General features: G+C 42.4%; 15 protein-coding genes. 3 read left to right on the top strand and 12 right to left on the bottom strand.

Annotated elements, in window-relative coordinates; translation table 11 throughout:
* Position 1: 1 nt before the first annotated feature.
* Positions 2–277: a type II toxin-antitoxin system YafQ family toxin gene (locus BUC07_RS08020; protein WP_175552494.1), complete on the bottom strand. Its 276-nt coding sequence runs from the start codon at positions 275–277 to the stop codon at positions 2–4.
* Positions 246–479 carry a hypothetical protein gene (locus BUC07_RS08015; RefSeq protein WP_073168206.1) on the bottom strand — a complete coding sequence of 78 codons (234 nt, stop codon included), beginning with the start codon at positions 477–479 and terminating at the stop codon, positions 246–248. The genes BUC07_RS08020 and BUC07_RS08015 overlap by 32 nt, the downstream gene beginning before the upstream one ends.
* A 272-nt stretch (positions 480–751) precedes the next feature.
* Here BUC07_RS08015 and BUC07_RS08010 point away from each other — a divergent pair, with 272 nt between their 5' ends.
* Together BUC07_RS08010 and BUC07_RS08005 are read left to right on the top strand one after the other, a co-directional pair.
* Complete coding sequence (locus BUC07_RS08010) at positions 752–1,723, top strand: aminodeoxychorismate synthase component I (RefSeq protein ID WP_217652663.1); 972 nt, start codon at positions 752–754, stop codon at positions 1,721–1,723.
* Positions 1,707–2,303, top strand: a complete 597-nt coding sequence (locus tag BUC07_RS08005) for an aminotransferase class IV family protein (protein ID WP_073168204.1) — start codon at positions 1,707–1,709, stop codon at positions 2,301–2,303. The genes BUC07_RS08010 and BUC07_RS08005 overlap by 17 nt, the downstream gene beginning before the upstream one ends.
* Before the next feature lie 96 nt (positions 2,304–2,399).
* Here the strand turns inward: BUC07_RS08005 and BUC07_RS08000 are convergent, their stop codons facing one another.
* The 9 genes from BUC07_RS08000 to BUC07_RS07955 form a co-directional block, all read right to left on the bottom strand.
* Positions 2,400–3,335: a DUF6807 family protein gene (locus tag BUC07_RS08000; RefSeq protein ID WP_073168202.1), complete on the bottom strand. Its 936-nt coding sequence runs from the start codon at positions 3,333–3,335 to the stop codon at positions 2,400–2,402.
* A gap of 14 nt (positions 3,336–3,349) precedes the next feature.
* The gene (locus tag BUC07_RS07995; protein ID WP_073168201.1) at positions 3,350–4,630 is read right to left on the bottom strand and encodes an acetylxylan esterase; all 1,281 of its coding nucleotides are present in this window, start codon (positions 4,628–4,630) and stop codon (positions 3,350–3,352) included.
* 133 nt (positions 4,631–4,763) lie between these two features.
* The gene (locus BUC07_RS07990) at positions 4,764–5,024 is read right to left on the bottom strand and encodes a hypothetical protein (protein ID WP_073168199.1); all 261 of its coding nucleotides are present in this window, start codon (positions 5,022–5,024) and stop codon (positions 4,764–4,766) included.
* Between the two features lie 345 nt (positions 5,025–5,369).
* Positions 5,370–6,665 carry a biosynthetic peptidoglycan transglycosylase gene (locus tag BUC07_RS07985; RefSeq protein WP_073168197.1) on the bottom strand — a complete coding sequence of 432 codons (1,296 nt, stop codon included), beginning with the start codon at positions 6,663–6,665 and terminating at the stop codon, positions 5,370–5,372.
* 339 nt (positions 6,666–7,004) lie between these two features.
* A complete protein-coding gene (locus BUC07_RS07975) occupies positions 7,005–7,628 on the bottom strand; it encodes a hypothetical protein (protein WP_073168194.1) in 624 nt (207 codons plus the stop codon).
* Positions 7,629–7,841: 213 nt separating this feature from the next.
* Positions 7,842–9,185, bottom strand: a complete 1,344-nt coding sequence (locus BUC07_RS07970) for a Gfo/Idh/MocA family protein (RefSeq protein WP_073168192.1) — start codon at positions 9,183–9,185, stop codon at positions 7,842–7,844.
* A 195-nt stretch (positions 9,186–9,380) separates the two neighbouring features.
* Positions 9,381–10,220, bottom strand: a complete 840-nt coding sequence (locus tag BUC07_RS07965; protein WP_073168190.1) for a sugar phosphate isomerase/epimerase family protein — start codon at positions 10,218–10,220, stop codon at positions 9,381–9,383.
* Between the two features lie 3 nt (positions 10,221–10,223).
* Positions 10,224–11,552, bottom strand: coding sequence for a 3-keto-disaccharide hydrolase (locus BUC07_RS07960; RefSeq protein ID WP_073168188.1), 1,329 nt, complete (start codon positions 11,550–11,552; stop codon positions 10,224–10,226).
* Positions 11,553–11,672: 120 nt separating this feature from the next.
* Entirely contained in the window at positions 11,673–13,781 is a 2,109-nt protein-coding gene (locus tag BUC07_RS07955; RefSeq protein WP_073168186.1) for a S9 family peptidase, read from the bottom strand.
* 82 nt (positions 13,782–13,863) lie between these two features.
* Between BUC07_RS07955 and BUC07_RS07950 the strand changes: the two genes are divergently transcribed.
* Positions 13,864–15,201, top strand: coding sequence for a sodium:solute symporter family protein (locus BUC07_RS07950; RefSeq protein ID WP_073168380.1), 1,338 nt, complete (start codon positions 13,864–13,866; stop codon positions 15,199–15,201).
* An 8-nt stretch (positions 15,202–15,209) separates the two neighbouring features.
* Here the strand turns inward: BUC07_RS07950 and BUC07_RS07945 are convergent, their stop codons facing one another.
* Positions 15,210–16,307 (bottom strand): MraY family glycosyltransferase, encoded by a 1,098-nt coding sequence (locus BUC07_RS07945; protein WP_083578164.1) that lies wholly within the window; start codon positions 16,305–16,307, stop codon positions 15,210–15,212.
* Between the last annotated feature and the right edge of the window lie 201 nt (positions 16,308–16,508).

Genomic DNA, 16,508 nt, shown 5'->3' with positions numbered 1-16,508 from the left:
ATCACTTAAAAAGATCGGAATGAGTTCCCGTTCTTGTTAACTCAATTACTTTTGTTAAATCATTCTGCCTCCAGATTAGCAACCAATCTGGTTTAATGTGGCATTCCCAAAAACCTTTATATTTTCCTGAGAGTGTATGTGATTTGAAACGCCGGGGTAATTTCCCTTTATTTTCAAGCAGTTCGAGAACTTCGCCTAAATCATCAGGATTAAGATTTCGTTTCACGCATTTTACGAAATCTTTCTCAAACCTGTTGGTTGTTTTTATTTTGTACATCAGCTTTTTTTTTAAGCTCCGACATCAATTCTTTTGCTGATGAATACGATTTGACTTTCCCCTCTTCTACTTCATTGATGGCTGCCAATGTTTCCTCATTGGGAATTTTTTCCTCAACAACTCTGGCATATCGTGCTGTTTTCAAAAACTCGAGCATCTTTTTTGCCTCATCCGTTTGTGTATCAATAATAACTGTAGCCATAGTTTTTACGCGTATTTTTACAAAGATACATTTTTATAACCATTTTTTTAGTGTTTGCTTCTTTTTCAGTGGCGGAATTCAAGGAAAAAGCATTACCCCCGCCAAGCCGCTACAGTCGGCTCGGCGGATAATAAAACTGATGAAACAAACAATGTCTTTTTCAATTATCCGTCAAGCGGATCAAACCGCTGGACGAATTCTACCGCTACCCGTCAAGCGGACCTTAGCCGCTGGACGGTTTCCATACAAAAATTTTACCTTTGCCCGAGATCATGAAAAAAGCAGAAATAATACAAGGTGAAATGAACCGGCGCGGCAGCCGGGGAATTCCGTTTGCTTTTTTAATTGATTTTGAAGCAAAGTATCCGCAAATTTTCACATCTGAAAAAACGGAGGAAAATATCTTTTGGCAAACTCCCCTTTTCAACAAACTGCCTGAAAATGAAAAAACTCCCAAACTGGAAAGATGGTCAACGCAACCTGTTTCATTTGAAACTTACAAAAAAGGATTCGACCTTGTTCAGCATCATATTCATAATGGCGACACCTATTTACTGAATTACACCCGACCCACGCAAGTGGATTGTAATTTGTCAATCGAAGAAATTTTCCACATCAGTTCGGCACCCTACAAAGTACTGCTGAAAAACCGGTTTGTCTGTTTTTCGCCGGAATCGTTTGTGAAAATCAACAAGGGCAAAATTTCATCATTCCCCATGAAAGGCACCATCGATGCAGAAACCGAGAATGCGGAAGGATTGATTCTGGCCGACTCGAAAGAACTGGCCGAACACAACACGATTGTGGATTTAATCCGCAACGATTTAAGTCTGGTGGCCGAAAATGTGACGGTTGAAAAGTTCCGATACCTCGAACGCATCAAAACCAATCAGAAAGATTTGTGGCAGGTGAGTTCAGAAATCACAGGCTTTTTACCTGAAGATTATCCGGAAAAAATCGGAGATATCATTTTTCAGATGCTTCCGCCCGGTTCCGTTTCTGGGGCGCCCAAACCAAAAACAGTGGAAATTATCCGGTCAGCCGAAAATTACGAAAGAGGTTACTACACCGGTATTTTTGGTGTTTTCGACGGTACCAACCTCGACAGTTGTGTACTGATCCGTTTTATTGAGAACCAAAAGGGACAGTTGATTTACAAAAGCGGCGGCGGAATCACATTTATGAGTGATGCCCAAACCGAGTATGAAGAACTGCTAAAAAAAGTGTATGTGCCAGTTGGTTGAAACCATAAAATGCAAAAACGGAAAGCTGGAAAATCTTCGTTACCACCAGGCTCGTTTTAATCTTGCACGGAAAGAACTTTTCGGGGAAAATTTCGAATTAAACCTTATTGAAGAGATAAAAGTGCCGGAAAAATATCAAACCGGGCTTTTCCGGTGCAGAGTGATTTACGCTTCCGATATTGAAAAAATTGAATTTCATCCGTATGAATACCGGAAAGTGGAAAGTCTGAAACTAATGGAAGACTGCACTATCGATTATCGCTATAAATTTACTGACAGAAAAAAGCTCAACGAACTTTTTGAAAAACGGGGAAATTGCGACGACATATTAATTGTAAAAAACGGCTGCATCACCGAAAGCTATGTAGCCAATATTGTTTTTTTTGATGGCAAAGAATGGTGGACACCCGACACGCCGCTGCTCCGCGGAACGCGGCGCGCCCAACTCATTGAAGAAGGCAAAATCAAAGTGTGTCGAATTACCCCTGATGATATACCCCGCTTTGAAAAAGCAGGCTTAATAAACGCCATGCAGGGTTTGAATGAAATGCCGGAAATAAAAATTGAAAATATTGTTTGAACCTTCATGGTCTCACTCAAAATGTTTTGTTGTACATGCATGATGAATACCGGTTCAATTATCTAAAAAACGATTAAAATTCTCATGCTGCCCGGTTCAATTATCCATAAAAACATCTTCCATAATCCGTTTGATTTTTCGTTCGTTCATACGGCGCGAATAAACAATCAACGAATATTTCAAAACCAGTGGTTCGGTGGTTGACACCGGAATTGTTTTATTGCCAGGATAAGCAGCATTTTGCATGCTGTTTTGGCTGCGTAAAATCCAGGGTTGCGGATAACCGGGATTTTCGGGATGATCGACAATCACCACCCCGGCATTTTTACCTCCGGTGCCCATACTTCCCAAAATATTGATAAATCCTTCCGATTCCACCGCAGTTGTTTGCGGCTCTACTTCACCTTCAGGTCCGGTGAACTCAACATCTTCGGGCAATTTTAATCGCACCGAAAAACCACTGTACCCTTTTTCATCTTCGGAGCCGCCAATTTCCAGATTTTCTGCCAGCGCAAGCAAGCTGATTTCAAAATCGATTCGGCGGTAGTTTCGTTCTTCGGGGTGAATTGTAATTTTTGAGCTTTCCTGCAGATAGGGCGCTTTTTTCCCCTGTTTAAGCCACAGGTTTGATTTCCACTCTACCCTGGTTTTTAAAACGCCTGCCCCATCGGGTTTCAGAAAAAATTCAACCTCCGTTACATTCTGCTCAAAGTTCTCGAGCAACCACGGGTCGCCGATGCGTTTTCCATCGATTTTCACTTGGTGCCAGGCCCAAAATACGCCGCGATGATGCAGATGATCAACTGGAAAATCTTCCGTCAGAACAGCTCCGTCAATTCCCCACAACGGGTGAATATAATTGCAGCGTTCGTATTCACCTTTGTAATTTTTCGGGGCAGACTGGTAAAAAAGTATTTTCTCCCCGTTTTCCAAAAAAAGCAAGCCCCCCTCCTCTTTTTGCAGGGTTACCTGCGCATGCAGGTTCAACGAAAAAATGAGCAGCAATAAAAAAGGTATCGCGATTAGTTTCATTGATATTTAAAGTTTTATTTCAACAGGTTATCAAAAAGCCAGGTATTTCTTTGTTCCCGTTGCTCCGGGAAAGTCCAGTGTTGCGTTTCCTGAAAAATGTGTAGTTCTTTTTCAGCCTCTATAACATTATACGCGGAATAGGTTGAGGTAGGCGGACACACATTGTCGTTGTAGCCCCAGCTATACCAACCCGGCACTTCAACAAAACGGGCGAAGTTGACCACATCGAAATATTTCGAAGTTTCCACCTTTTCGTGTTTGTTGGTGAACCCGTCGCGGAACATGTACGGCCAACCGCCGGCGCGGTCGTTCAGGTAACCCGTTAAATCGGACAACGCCGGATAGAAAGCCGCGAGGTAATCAATGCGGTCGTCGAGACCGGCAGTTACAATGGAAAGCGCGCCGCCCTGACTGCCGCCGGTTACGGCAATATCTTCGCCGTTAAAGCAGTCGAGGGTTTCGATAAAATCGACCGCACGCACACAGCCGAGGTACACCCGTTTGTAATAGTAGTTGTCTTTGTCGTCGAGATTGGTCACCCAGTAATTATTGAGCGCGCCGTAACTTAAATTGTCATACACTTCCTGGTCGAGGTTGACGGGGATGCCGTGAATCCCAACTTGGAAGGTGATAATCCCTTTTTCGGCACTCCACGGATCGCCGTAATACGGCCGGATGCCGGCACCCGGAACATGCAAAATGGCCGGGTAATTTCCTTCGGCTTTGGGTTTGCTCAGAATGCCGTAAATTTTCCCTTTTATGTTGTCGATACTTACGTGATAAACGTCCACTTTGTCGGTGCAGCGTTCGGGCATTAGTGTTAAAACCGGCTTCACGGGCACTTCAGCGAGCTCAGCTTTGGCATCTTCCCAAAACTGCTCAAAATCGGGTGGCAAAGTGGTGGTCGGTTCAATTTCTTCAGGTGAAAACCCGGCTGTGGCGTAAGATGAATACGTTTTGCCGTCCACTTCCACCGAAGCGTGGCAGCGCAAAAAGCCGGCATCCCTGAACCGCTTTGATTTTAATGTAGTACTGCCTTTTTTCAGCGTCACCCGTCCTTTGTCCCAGGCGCTCATCTGCTCAGGCTGAATGCGGTAAGTTACCTCCACTCCGTCAAGCGGCACGTTGTTTTTCAGTACCTGGATTTCAAACTCAGCGCGGTCGCCTTTTTCGTATGTCCAGTCGGCACGGTCGGGTGTTACAATTACCTGCACCAGCTGTTTGGATGGCTGGGCATTGCTTTGGAAAAGAATTCCTGTTAAAAGCAGTAGGAATAGTGATAATTTCGTCTTCATAGTTTTATTGTCTATTTCTGTTAAAAAATTTCATTTCCGGAATATTCAAACCCTAAATTAAAAATTTATTCCTCATGTTTGAAAATCTTTCATTTTTTTGGAGCCAGCCGGAATGAAATTCTGTAAAGCATAATTAATCTTTATTGAATTTATCCTTGTGCCAATTTTCAGGGTTATCGATGATGTAATCTAAAAAATGTTCAGGTATTTCCAGCCAAAATTCATCGGCCTTTTCACCAATTTCTGAAAATATCATTTTGCCATCCTGGATTTCCCAAAAAAAATGGTCCCTGTTTTTTGTGCAAATGGTTACAAAATAAGGTGCATTCCATCCGTAATCCCAATTTTGCAGCCGGGCTGAGGAAATGCGGTATTTATTTTGGAATTTATTCATTTATTTTTTTCGTAATTCTTTTTGAAGAATCCAGCTTTGAAATTTGACTTTAACACCTTTTTTCAAATCAATAAATTTCAGTTTCTAAAAGATCCGGATTACAAGTCCGAACCAGCGAGGGAAATCAACAGCTAATTGATAAATTCTATTTGCAATCATAGGTTTGTTAACTTATTTCAAAATATATTCAGCCAGATCTTGAAATGATATTTTATTAATTTTTAGTTTCTATGTTTAATTAGCTAACGGTGAGTATATGCAAAGTAGGCGATTGCGGGATTCAAACTTATCAAACCGTTACGATTTTTAAGCGGGCAACAGCCCTTGAAATTAAGATTATATCATCTATTTTGTATATACATTGTATTGCGTTATTCTCCTATTCCTTTCTTGCTCGTCATATATATTCAATATAATCTCCCAATTTAATTCAATGGAATCAGAAATCCGTTTATACAAGTTTCTAATCCGCTCTTTTCTGTAAGTTGAGGAAATATTGGAAAGTCTCTCAATCAAGAAAAAAGCTTCTTCATTAGAATAAGCTTTGTCCTCTTTGTCTGGGAAAAAGTATTTTGTGGCTAAAATAATCCCATTTATTCTTTTTTCAAATCTGACAGATGTTAAGTAAAAAGCAATAATATCAGCCTTTGAAAATTGATTTTCATACCACATAGATAGAAGCATTTCAATTATTTTTCTCCTTACTGGATTCTGATTTGATGGAATTAGTAAGGTTCTACATAATTGCATCGTAATTGTTGAGCCTCCACTTTTTAAAAATCCTTTTTTCTTGCGATATTTCTTGGAAAGACTCAATATAGAGCGTCCTATTGATTTCAAATCAACTCCATTGTGCTTGTTAAACCTAGAATCTTCAATTTCAATTAAAACCTTTTCAACGTTATGCGTTCTATATTTCAGTCTATTCTTTTCATTCACTGAGAGCTTTGCTCGATACAGTACATATTCAAAGTCCTTAACCAATTTTATTCTAAGTAGTTTTGAAACGTTTTTCACAATTGAAAGATAAAATGATTCATGAGTCTCATTTAATTGTATTCGAAATACTAAAGCATAAAAAACAGTGATGAGAATATTAATTACATACCAATATTTTGTGATTATATCATATTCTATTGAAGGCAACGAGAAATACCAAAAAACATTTAAAGTCAAGGCAATTATCCAAAATGGACTACTTCCAAATTTCAGCCAGCCAGGAAATAACCTAACTACAAATGGATTTGTTGCCCCTTCAACTCTCCAATTAGGAATAGTTAATTGTAAATGTCCATAATCTAATCCAAGCATACGCCTAAGAGTTATTACTTTTCGACTATTAATTACTATTGTTCTTTGTAATTCAATAAAATATCGAAGGATTACCAAACCTATTATCCCAAGGAAAACATCAAAGAATATCACATTATCCTTAACAACAACAATTGCTTGATTTGTCGACTTATCAGATGTCTTTAAGAGCAAGGTTATACCGACAGTCACAAATGCTATTAGAAAATTTGCTAATTGCCCATATAATTTACTTTGAGTGTTTGCTATTTTCTGTGCTTCCTCAAATTCAGCAAGAACTATATCTCTTTCTTGGTAATTATATGTAGGATAATATTGTTGAAATTCCATGTAATTATCTATTTTTTAATGCAATACAACTTTTTTAACTGTCCTACTTTTCCGAATTTACCACACAACCGGTTGTTGGAACTATTCACATTTGAATTGTCTTTAAAATCCTGACTTTGTGTGGGCAAAAACCCTGCATTCTTTGTTGGTTTCCCGTGGGGAACGTAAAATTCATTTTGAGCTATTCTGGCGTGCATCTCTTCACTCGGTTTTCGGTTGATATTCAGAGTTAAAGCTAACCAACTTTTGTTAAATAAACAAGGAGCGGGTATCCGGATTTGTTAACTGGCATCGTTCCTTTTAGCTGATGAAAAGAGCAGGTCGCCTGCTGAAAAAAATTCAATTAACGGGTTCCCAAATATCCTGGTTTTGGTAGTTCAGGGTGTCCATATTTTGAATGAATGTAGCAATTCCCTTTTCACCTAATGTTTCCACTATTTTTTCGAAGTACGGTATTCCAATCGGAATTAAAGAGGTTATATCAAATTTCCACTGACCTTCTTCAAAATAAAAATGGAAAAAATGCGGTGTTACGTTTCCATTAACAATCAGCTGGCCTTTGGCAAATTGGTCTTCAACTATTACCTCCCCGATTCCAATATTCCTTGCACTGCTGTTGTCAATCATCCCGTTATCGATGGCATAAACCAATAGTGCTTTGCCGTCGAATTTCAGGATATCTTCTTTCGGCACCATTTTTCTGATACTGAAAACCATAAACTTACCCATCAAAGTGAGTGATTCTACTTTTAATGAATCCGCATTTTTTACAAGCTCCAGTATCGTTTCATAATACTTTATTGAACGGCTGTCTAAATACTTAACAGCTTCTACTCCGTTGCTTTGAAGCGATAAAGTTCTGTATTTATTAAAATTATCCCTGATTATTTCTTCCTCGTTTTGCTGAGCGAATACTGCGATTGACAGGATGGACAAGAAAATTACAGTCACTATTTTTTTCATTTGCTAGAATTTTATTGGTTTTTGAAGTAATTTTTATTCTTGTTTCCGGAGTAGTGGAAAATTCATTTTGAAATTTTATTTGAAATGATTTGTTCACTCGGTTTTCGGTTGATGTTCAGGGTTAAAGCTAAACAACTTTTGGTAAATAAGCAAGAAGTAAAAAAATTCCCCGGCTGAAATCAACCGGGGAATTTTTCGTATGAGTTAAACATCTTACAATATTGGTTCCCAGCCGGGTTCGTACTCGCGAGTCCACAGTTTCATGGCATCGCGGTCGAACATGCGGCCGTTGCGGTCGTCGATATCGAATCCTTTTCCAATGCGGTAGGCAATGTTGGAATAGTGCACCATGGCCATACTGATGGTGGCATCGTCGATGGGCGCAGTAAGCTTAGCCTTTCCACGTATTCCGTCGAAGAAGTTCATTACGTGGGTTGTGGTCATGTCGCCACCACCGCCAAGTGCTGTTCCTGCTTCGTTGGACGACGATTCGCTGTCTTTTACTTTTTTGCCCTGGCGGTCGTACAAAATGTATTTTCCACGGTCCACAAAAACAGACCCTTCGCTTCCGTAAATAATTGTTCCGCGGCCTCCGCCATACGTGTCGTAGGCATTGCGGCTTTTACCGTCCCAGTTGATGACTTTATCGCCGGCAAATTTAAACGTGGCGTACATGGTGTCGTACATTTCCCAGCCGTCGTTCATGAAATGGCGTTTAGCGGCTTCCACATCCACATGCAGCGGAAAATCAACCTGCAAAGCCCAGCGGGCTACATCCAGCTCGTGTGTGGCGTTATTTCCGGTTTCGGCGGTTCCGTAATCCCAGCCGTACCAGTGCCAGTTGTAGTCCCATGTTTCCTCGGTGTATTCGCGGCGCGGTGCCGGTCCCTGAAACAGTTCCCAGTCGAGACCATTGGGCACCGGAACTCTTTTCTGAACCGGAACCTCTCCACGGCGGTTGGTGTAAAATGCAACGGCTTTGTAGGGCGTGCCGATTACGCCATTGTGGATCTCATTTATAATTTCGTTGGTGTGGCCCGACGAACGCTGCTGGTTACCCATCTGCACCACTTTGTTGTATTTTTTCCCGGCTTCCACCAAAATTTCATTTTCGAACATGTTGTGGCTGCATGGTTTTTCAACATACACATGCTTGCCACCTTTAATGGCCATTACCGAGCCGGGCGTGTGCCAGTGGTCGGGCGTGGCGTTAAAAATGGCATCAACTTTTGGGTCGTCGATTATTTTCCGGATGTCATTTTCCAGTTTGGGTTCATAATCGATATGTTTGGCAAAATTGCGTGCCGCCCGTTCGCGCTGGCTTTTCATCACATCGCAAAGGTAAGCCAGTTCCACGTTACTCTCTTTTTTGGCAATCGGTTCGTAGTAAGCGCCGAGCCTGCGGCCCAATCCCATAATTGCTACCTGAAGCCTGTCGTTTGCCCCGATAATCCGGCCATAACTTTTGGCCGACATTCCCATTGCCGAACCGCCCACTGCAACTCCTGCGGCACCGGCTGTTACTTTTCGTATAAAATCTCTTCTGTTTGAACTCATATTTTTTTGGTTTAAAATTTTCAACTTTGATTATGATTTTAACTCTCCCTCTTCTCCCTCTCTTCTTGAAGAGAGGGACGATACGTCGCCAGACTTATCAGGGTGAGTTTTATATTTCATCTGACTACAAAACACGAATGTAAAATACCTAAAAATTGAAGTTTATAAAAATTTATAATCATACTTTACAATCCATTACAACATTGCCAGCACACCTTTTGTGTAGCCAAACGATTCCATCATACCGGGAAGCGGATCATTTCCATCGGCTTCGTACTCGAGGGCAATTGTGCCTTTGTAGCCCATTTTTACAATAGTTTCGAGGAACGAAGGAATATTAATTACTCCCCGCCCAACGATGCATGTTGTACCTTCGGCTTTGGCTGCCGTGACATCTTTAATATGAATATCATGAACGCGGTCGAAAAAATCTTTCACATCCTGTTCCGGATCGCGATCGATGCGTTTGGTGTGGCCGATATCGATGCACAGGCCCATTCTTGTATCCATGTTTTTTATGAGATTGTAGGCACTTTCTGCACTTGGATACAAATCGTCGCCCGGGCCATGATTATGAATGGCCAGTTTGATGTCGTATGACTTTACTTTTTCTTCCACATACTCCAGCAGTTCGTGTTGTGGCACCCCCACAATCAACTCCATGCCCGCTGTTTTGGCGTATTCAAATGCCTGATCCACCTCTGCTTTGCTATTCATATAAATAACTCCGCCGCCGTAGAGGGTCACGCCTTTTTCTTTGCAATCGGCCACTGCCTTTTCAATTTCGGCTTTACCTGAATCGAGCGACAGGTGCATGCTTTTAAAGCAAATGCGATCCACACCGCAGCGAACCGTCATTCCCAGCGCTTCTTCGCGCGAAAAATTACGCAGCGAATAGGAAGCAACTCCCAGTTGAAAATCAAACTTGTTTTTACTGCCCGATGTTGATGAACTGGCGCCACTTGCCAGTTGGGGCATGGTTGCAGCTGCCAGACCAATTCCTGCTGCCTTTAAAAAATTTCTCCTGTTCGTCATGGTTTATAATTCTCTTATTTTGATACTCCTGAAATGCACTTCATCGTTGTGATCCTGGATATGGATCGGCCCTTTTTCGGCCATTCCGAAACCTTCTCGTTCAGCAAATTTGCTTCCGGCTACCAGTTCGTTAAATTCTTCACTTCCTCTGGTATATTCCACCACTTTTCTGCCATTCAGCCAGTGTTCCGCACTTCCATCGGGATGCAAAACAATGCGGCCGCGGTTCCATTCGCCAGGCCCTTTTACAAAACGGCCTTGTTTGTTGGCAGGAATTAAATCATAAAGCGATGCGAGCGTGCGGTTTCCATCAATTCCATTTTTGGCATCGGGATGGTTTTTATCGTCCAGAATCTGGTACTCCAAACCAATGGAAGGACCGTTATTCCCCAAACCATATTTTATCCCGCTGTTGGCACCTTCGGTAAACATAAAATCGAACTTCAGTTCAAAAGGACCGAATTCCTCTTTGGTGATGATACTACCACCCTCACCTCCCGGAAGAACAACCAACTCCCCTTCATTTACCTGCCATCCTTCTGAAGGAAATTCGTCGCCGTCAACACTTTTAAAATTTTCGGCCGTTTGTCCGTCGAATAGCAATTCAAAACCTTTTTCTTTTTCGGCTTTGCTTAAATTATTTGCAAGAAGGTTTACCACATAAATATCTTCGCTGGGCGAAGGTTCGAGGTCCTCCGTTTTAATACGGATGTTCTTCCATTTGATGCTTCTTCCGGCCATGGATTCATCTCCTCCGATGGAATGCACCTGCAGGGCGATAAAACCTTCCGGAGTCATGTCATCGATAAGATGGGCAACAGGCACGCCGTTGAGCCAGGTTTTAATTGATGGCCCAATACACTCGATGCGGTAGTGGTTCCACTCGCCATCTTTAAAAGCAGATTTTGCATCCGGATTCAATTCAACCGGGTAGAGCCAGCCGCGACGGGCTTCGTCGTATATTCCGGCGCTCCAGGCCCGGTCAGAGGGATCTACTTCGCACTGGTAGCCGTGCACACGGCCATCCATATAATCAGGCAGACTTTGACTACGGAATTGCATGCCTGAGTTGAAATCTTCTTCGAGAAACATTTCGAGTTCCAGCACAAAATCGGAATAATTTTCTTCGGTACATAGAAATGAATTGGGCGTGTTGGCCACTGTGGTGCCCACAATCATGCCGTCAACGGCTTCGTACTTTGCTTCACCATTCAGTTGTTTCCAGCCGGTTAAATCCTTACCGTTAAAAAGTTCGGTCCAGCCATCTTCCGGTGCATTGTTGCACCCATTCAGAATTAAAACTGCCAGAAAGAAAAAGAGAATCCTGTTCATAATAATTTATATTTAATTTGTTATTGCCTCAGATTATTTTCCGTGTACGAACACGGTATGTGCAAATTTAATTATTTTTTAGTTCGAAAGGGGATGTTCTTTAACAGAAAATTGGAGGAACTATTCCATCTCCAGCAAATCAAACATAAATGCGTATTCCAGTGCGGTGTCCCTTATCCACTGAAACCGTCCCGAAGCGCCGCCGTGTCCGTAGTCCATGTTGATGTGGAAAAGCAGCGGATTATCGTCAGTTTTCAGTTCACGGAGTTTGGCTACCCATTTGGCCGGCTCCCAATACTGCACCTGCGAATCGTGCAAACCGGTGGTTACCAGCAGCGCCGGGTAATCTTTGGCTACTACATTGTCGTAGGGCGAGTAGGAAAGCATGTAATGGTAGTATTTTTCATTGTTCGGATTTCCCCATTCGTCGTATTCGCTGGTTGTGAGCGGAATGGTTTCGTCGAGCATGGTGGTTACCACATCCACAAACGGCACATTGGCAATTACACCTTTGTACAATTCAGGCTGCAGGTTCATGCAGGCTCCCATCAAAAGTCCGCCGGCACTTCCGCCATTGGCAAACAGTTTCTCCTCGCTGGTATAGTTTTCACTGATCAGGTATTGGGCACAGTCGTTAAAATCGGTAAAGGTGTTCATTTTGTTCAGCAGCTTACCGTCTTCGTACCATTCGCGCCCGTTGATTTGCCCGCCACGGATGTGGGCAATGGCATACACAAAACCGCGGTCGAGCAGCGGCAAAATGGAGAGCCGGAAAGTAGGATCGATGGTGTAACCGTACGAACCGTATCCGTAAATCAGTGCCGGATTTTCGCCATCCGGTTCCACACCTTTTTTATAAACCAGCGACATGGGGATTTTCTTCCCGTCGCGGGCCGGGGCGTAAATCCGTTTAGTTTCGTAATCATTTTTATTGAAATCGCCCAGAATCCCTTCCTCTTTCAGCAGTTCGCGCTCGTTGGTTTTCATGTTGAAATCGAAAATGGAATTGGGTGTGGTAAGCGACGTGTAGCTGAAACGCAACACATCGGTATTGAATTCGAGGTTCACATTGGGGCGCACGGTGTACACTTCTTCATCGAATTCAATGTAATATTCATCTCCGTCTTCCCACAACATTACGCGCAGTTCGGTAAGCCCCTCTTTCCGTTCGGAAACCACGAGATAATCGCGGAAAATCTCGAAATCAGAAAAATACACGTCTTCGCGGTGTGGAATCACTTCTTCCCAATTGTCTTTTTCGGTGGCTGTGATTGGCGTTTTCATCAACCGGAAATTGAGCGCATCGAGGTTGGTGCGAATGTAAAAATGATCGCCAAAATGATCAACCGAATATTCCAGTTCGCGGGTGCGCGGCTGAATGATTTTGAATTCGCCTTCGGGCGTGTCGGCATTTAGGAAACGGTATTCCGAGGTGAGCGTGCTTTCGCTGCCGATTATCAAATATTGCTCTGATTTCGTTTTGTAAATGAAGGTAGAAAAAGTTTCATCGTCTTCGTAAAAAACCTCCTCATCTTCTTCCACCGGGGTTCCCAAAACGTGTTTCATTATTCGTTCCGAACGCAGCGTCACATCGTCTTTCAACACGTAATAAACAGTTTTGTTATCGTTGGCCCACACTGCGCCTCCTGTAGTCAAAGGAATGGCATCCTCCAGGATTTCACCCGTTTCCAGGTTTTTAAAATGAACGGTGTATTTGCGGCGGCTGACCGTATCCACACCAAACGCCAGCAGCTTATTATCAGGACTCACCGAAGAACCGCCCAATTGGAAATATTCGTGGCCTTCTGCCATTTTGTTCACATCCAGCATTACCTGCTCTTCGGCATCAAGCGCCCCTTTTTTGCGGCAAACCAGATAATATTCAGTTTCGGGCACCGTGCGGGTGTAGTAAAAATAGCCGTTCTTCTCGTACGGAACCGATTCATCTTCCTGCTTGATTTTCGATTTTATTTCGTCGAACAACTCGTCCTGCAATGTTTCGGTATGTTTCATCACCGCCTCTTTGTAGGCATTTTCCGCTTCGAGATGTGCAATCACTTTCGGATCTTCCCGTTGGTTCATCCAGTAATAATTGTCAACGCGGGTATGACCATGAGTAGTCAGTTCTTTTGGATTTTTTTCAGCAACTGGTGGCACCATTTCATTTTTTGATTTACAAGAGGCCAAAATTAGCATAATCGCAGCAAGGGGAAAAATGATTCGTTTCATTGGTAAAAATTTTCAATTCGTTAGCTAAAATACAATATTGCAGCAGAAATTTCGATATTTGTTCCTTCAAAATGAAAATAACATGCAGCCGGTAACCATCATTATCATCTATTTTATACTCATTTTGCTGATTGGCGTTTATTCGGCTTTCAAAATAAAAAGCCCTTCGGATTATTATGTGGCAGGCCAAAATGCAGGATGGCTGCCGGTTTCGGGAAGTTTGCTCGCTACCATCCTGGGAGGTTCCGCCATTTTGGGGACCATTGAACTGAGCCAGCAAACCGGCTGGCCGGCGTTGTGGTTTTTGTTTTGCGCCGCGCTCGGATTGTTTGTGCTGACTCCGCTGGCAAAATATGTGCGCCGTTTTGGGAAATACACGTTGCCCGAACTGCTGGGCCATTTTTTCGGAAAAAGGGCCGAAACCATTTCGGCGGTGATAATTCCGGTGGCGTGGTTGGGAATTGTAGCTGCCCAGATTATTGCCGCGGCTAAAATCATTGCTGGCTTAGATGTGATCAGCTACAACGAGGCGGCCATTATTTCCGGGGCTGTTTTTATTTTGTACACACTGATTGGCGGCCAGATGAGCATCCTGAAAACCGACACACTGCAGTCGGTTTTGATTGTGTTCGGATTGTCGGCGCTCACCTTTGTTTCGCTGCAAAAAAATGGAACGGGAACTTTTGAAACCCTTCATTTCAGCTCGCTTTTCAACGCATCGTTTTCGGTGCTCGATTTAATTATCCTGATGCTTACCTACTCAGTCACCTTTGTGGTGGGCCCCGACATTTATTCGCGGGTATTTTGCGCGAGAAATGAAAAAACAGCCACGCGCAGTATTGTGACGGTTGCTTTTATTTTGCTGCCCATTTCATTTTTGCTAACTTATTTGGGAATTTTTTCCGGTGAATCGGGTGAAAAAGAAATTCTGTCATTTGCACACACATTGCTGCCCAGCTGGTTTTACGGGTTGTTTCTCGCGGCGCTGCTCTCGGCAGTAATGTCGTCGGCCGATACTACGCTGCTCACTTCATCGCTCATTTTAAGTGAACTGATTTCAGGCAATCCGGATAAAAGAAGTTCCCTCAAATTAACACGGATTTTGATTGTTGCTTTGGGCGGGGTGAGCATTGTAGTTGCACTTTTTGTGACCTCCATTTTGCAGTCGTTGCTGCTGGCACTTACCTTTTTCTCCGGTGCTTTTGTGGTGCCCATGCTGGCCGGTTTGCTGAAACTGAAAGTAGTGAAACCACAACTCACCGCTGCCATTCTTGCCGGTGGTTTTGCAGCACTAACCGGAAAAATTATCAATGTAGTGGTTGATCCGCTGGCTGGTAATATAGTGATTATTACAGCTTTTATTGTGAATGGAATTCTATTATTTATTCCATTCCGGACAAAATATTCTAAATCAGATTAACAAGTAATTCAGAGAGGATTATTTGCCAACAACTTATTTTTGGCAGCTTTTTTATTTCTATATCTCAAAATCCATGAGGGGATAAATGAAAATAAAATCGCCAACACAAATACAGCGAAAAACTGCAGCGAAACATTAAAATCAATATGATTAAAAAATAACGCGAGGGCAATTAAAAACGTGTTGGTCGAGATCAAAATCAATGAAACTCTGAAATGACTGGGAACAAGTTCAAGCAACCTGTAATGAATATGATTTCGGTCGGGGGCAAAAGGTGATTTTCCATTTAAAAGCCTGATTGTAATAACCCTCAAAGTATCGACAAGTGGCACAATTACAATCGCAAAAGAAACAGCCGGAGAATTGGCAATGTAATAGTTTGATGTTTTAAACAGGTTAAATTCATTGAATTTTATCACCAGCACTGACACTATCAATCCAATCACAAGCGAACCGGTGTCGCCCATAAATAGTTTATTCCGCTGGCCAAACACGTTGAATATAAAAAATCCGGCTAAACTTCCGGTCAGGGCCAGCGACATGATTGCAAACTGTATATGTCCGGCAATAAAAAACCAGGCACCAAAAACAAAAGATGCAAGTATGGCAAGCCCTGAAGCCAGTCCGTCAATTCCATCGATGAGATTAAAAGCATTAACAATTGCTAAAATAATAAACAACGAAAAAATGATGCCCGAGATATGATTTATTCCGTAAATACCGAATATCCCATGCAAACTGGTTATTTGAAGATTTCCAAGAGTTATGAGAAGCGCGGCAGCAAATACCTGAACCACAAATTTGTTTCGTGCAGAAATTACGAGCATATCATCTTTCAAACCAATAAAAAACATGAGGATAATTGATGCAATGATGTATTTCAGTGAATCGAAACTATAACCGTCAGTAGATACTATTGTGCTGAGGACAAAGCCTAAAAAAATAGCTACTCCGCCGAGTGGAGGAACTGAAGAGGTATGTATTTTTCGCTCATCCACCGAATCAAAAAGCTGTTTCTGCCGGGCCACCCGTAAAATTGGAGGCACAGAGATTACCACGATGGAAAAACCCAGTACAATCGCAAGCAACATCAAAAAAATTTCCATGGCTGGTATTAATAATTTTTACTTACTGACAGATGGGTTGAATTAATGAATGGTTGCGTCATGGCGATAATTTTTTTGACTTTTTGTTAGATTGGGCATTTCATTTTCTAACCTACCTTATACACAATCATGCAACGTTGTTTAATTGTGCGAGTTGATTCTCAAGAAATTTAATACGCTTTTCTTTAAATGCTGCTTGGT

Origin of the sequence: Tangfeifania diversioriginum, from assembly GCF_900141875.1 — a bacterium.
Lineage (GTDB): Bacteria > Bacteroidota > Bacteroidia > Bacteroidales > Prolixibacteraceae > Tangfeifania > Tangfeifania diversioriginum.
This window is presented reverse-complemented; position numbering and strand designations above follow the sequence as displayed.

Bases quoted from the DNA above. Each gene is read 5' to 3' on its own strand.
- BUC07_RS08020 (WP_175552494.1), bottom strand. From the start codon at position 277: ATGTACAAAATAAAAACAACCAACAGGTTTGAGAAAGATTTCGTAAAA.
- BUC07_RS08015 (WP_073168206.1), bottom strand. From the start codon at position 479: ATGGCTACAGTTATTATTGATACACAAACGGATGAGGCAAAAAAGATG.
- BUC07_RS08010 (WP_217652663.1), top strand. From the start codon at position 752: ATGAAAAAAGCAGAAATAATACAAGGTGAAATGAACCGGCGCGGCAGC.
- BUC07_RS08005 (WP_073168204.1), top strand. From the start codon at position 1,707: ATGTGCCAGTTGGTTGAAACCATAAAATGCAAAAACGGAAAGCTGGAA.
- BUC07_RS08000 (WP_073168202.1), bottom strand. From the start codon at position 3,335: ATGAAACTAATCGCGATACCTTTTTTATTGCTGCTCATTTTTTCGTTG.
- BUC07_RS07995 (WP_073168201.1), bottom strand. From the start codon at position 4,630: ATGAAGACGAAATTATCACTATTCCTACTGCTTTTAACAGGAATTCTT.
- BUC07_RS07990 (WP_073168199.1), bottom strand. From the start codon at position 5,024: ATGAATAAATTCCAAAATAAATACCGCATTTCCTCAGCCCGGCTGCAA.
- BUC07_RS07985 (WP_073168197.1), bottom strand. From the start codon at position 6,665: ATGGAATTTCAACAATATTATCCTACATATAATTACCAAGAAAGAGAT.
- BUC07_RS07975 (WP_073168194.1), bottom strand. From the start codon at position 7,628: ATGAAAAAAATAGTGACTGTAATTTTCTTGTCCATCCTGTCAATCGCA.
- BUC07_RS07970 (WP_073168192.1), bottom strand. From the start codon at position 9,185: ATGAGTTCAAACAGAAGAGATTTTATACGAAAAGTAACAGCCGGTGCC.
- BUC07_RS07965 (WP_073168190.1), bottom strand. From the start codon at position 10,220: ATGACGAACAGGAGAAATTTTTTAAAGGCAGCAGGAATTGGTCTGGCA.
- BUC07_RS07960 (WP_073168188.1), bottom strand. From the start codon at position 11,552: ATGAACAGGATTCTCTTTTTCTTTCTGGCAGTTTTAATTCTGAATGGG.
- BUC07_RS07955 (WP_073168186.1), bottom strand. From the start codon at position 13,781: ATGAAACGAATCATTTTTCCCCTTGCTGCGATTATGCTAATTTTGGCC.
- BUC07_RS07950 (WP_073168380.1), top strand. From the start codon at position 13,864: ATGCAGCCGGTAACCATCATTATCATCTATTTTATACTCATTTTGCTG.
- BUC07_RS07945 (WP_083578164.1), bottom strand. From the start codon at position 16,307: ATGGAAATTTTTTTGATGTTGCTTGCGATTGTACTGGGTTTTTCCATC.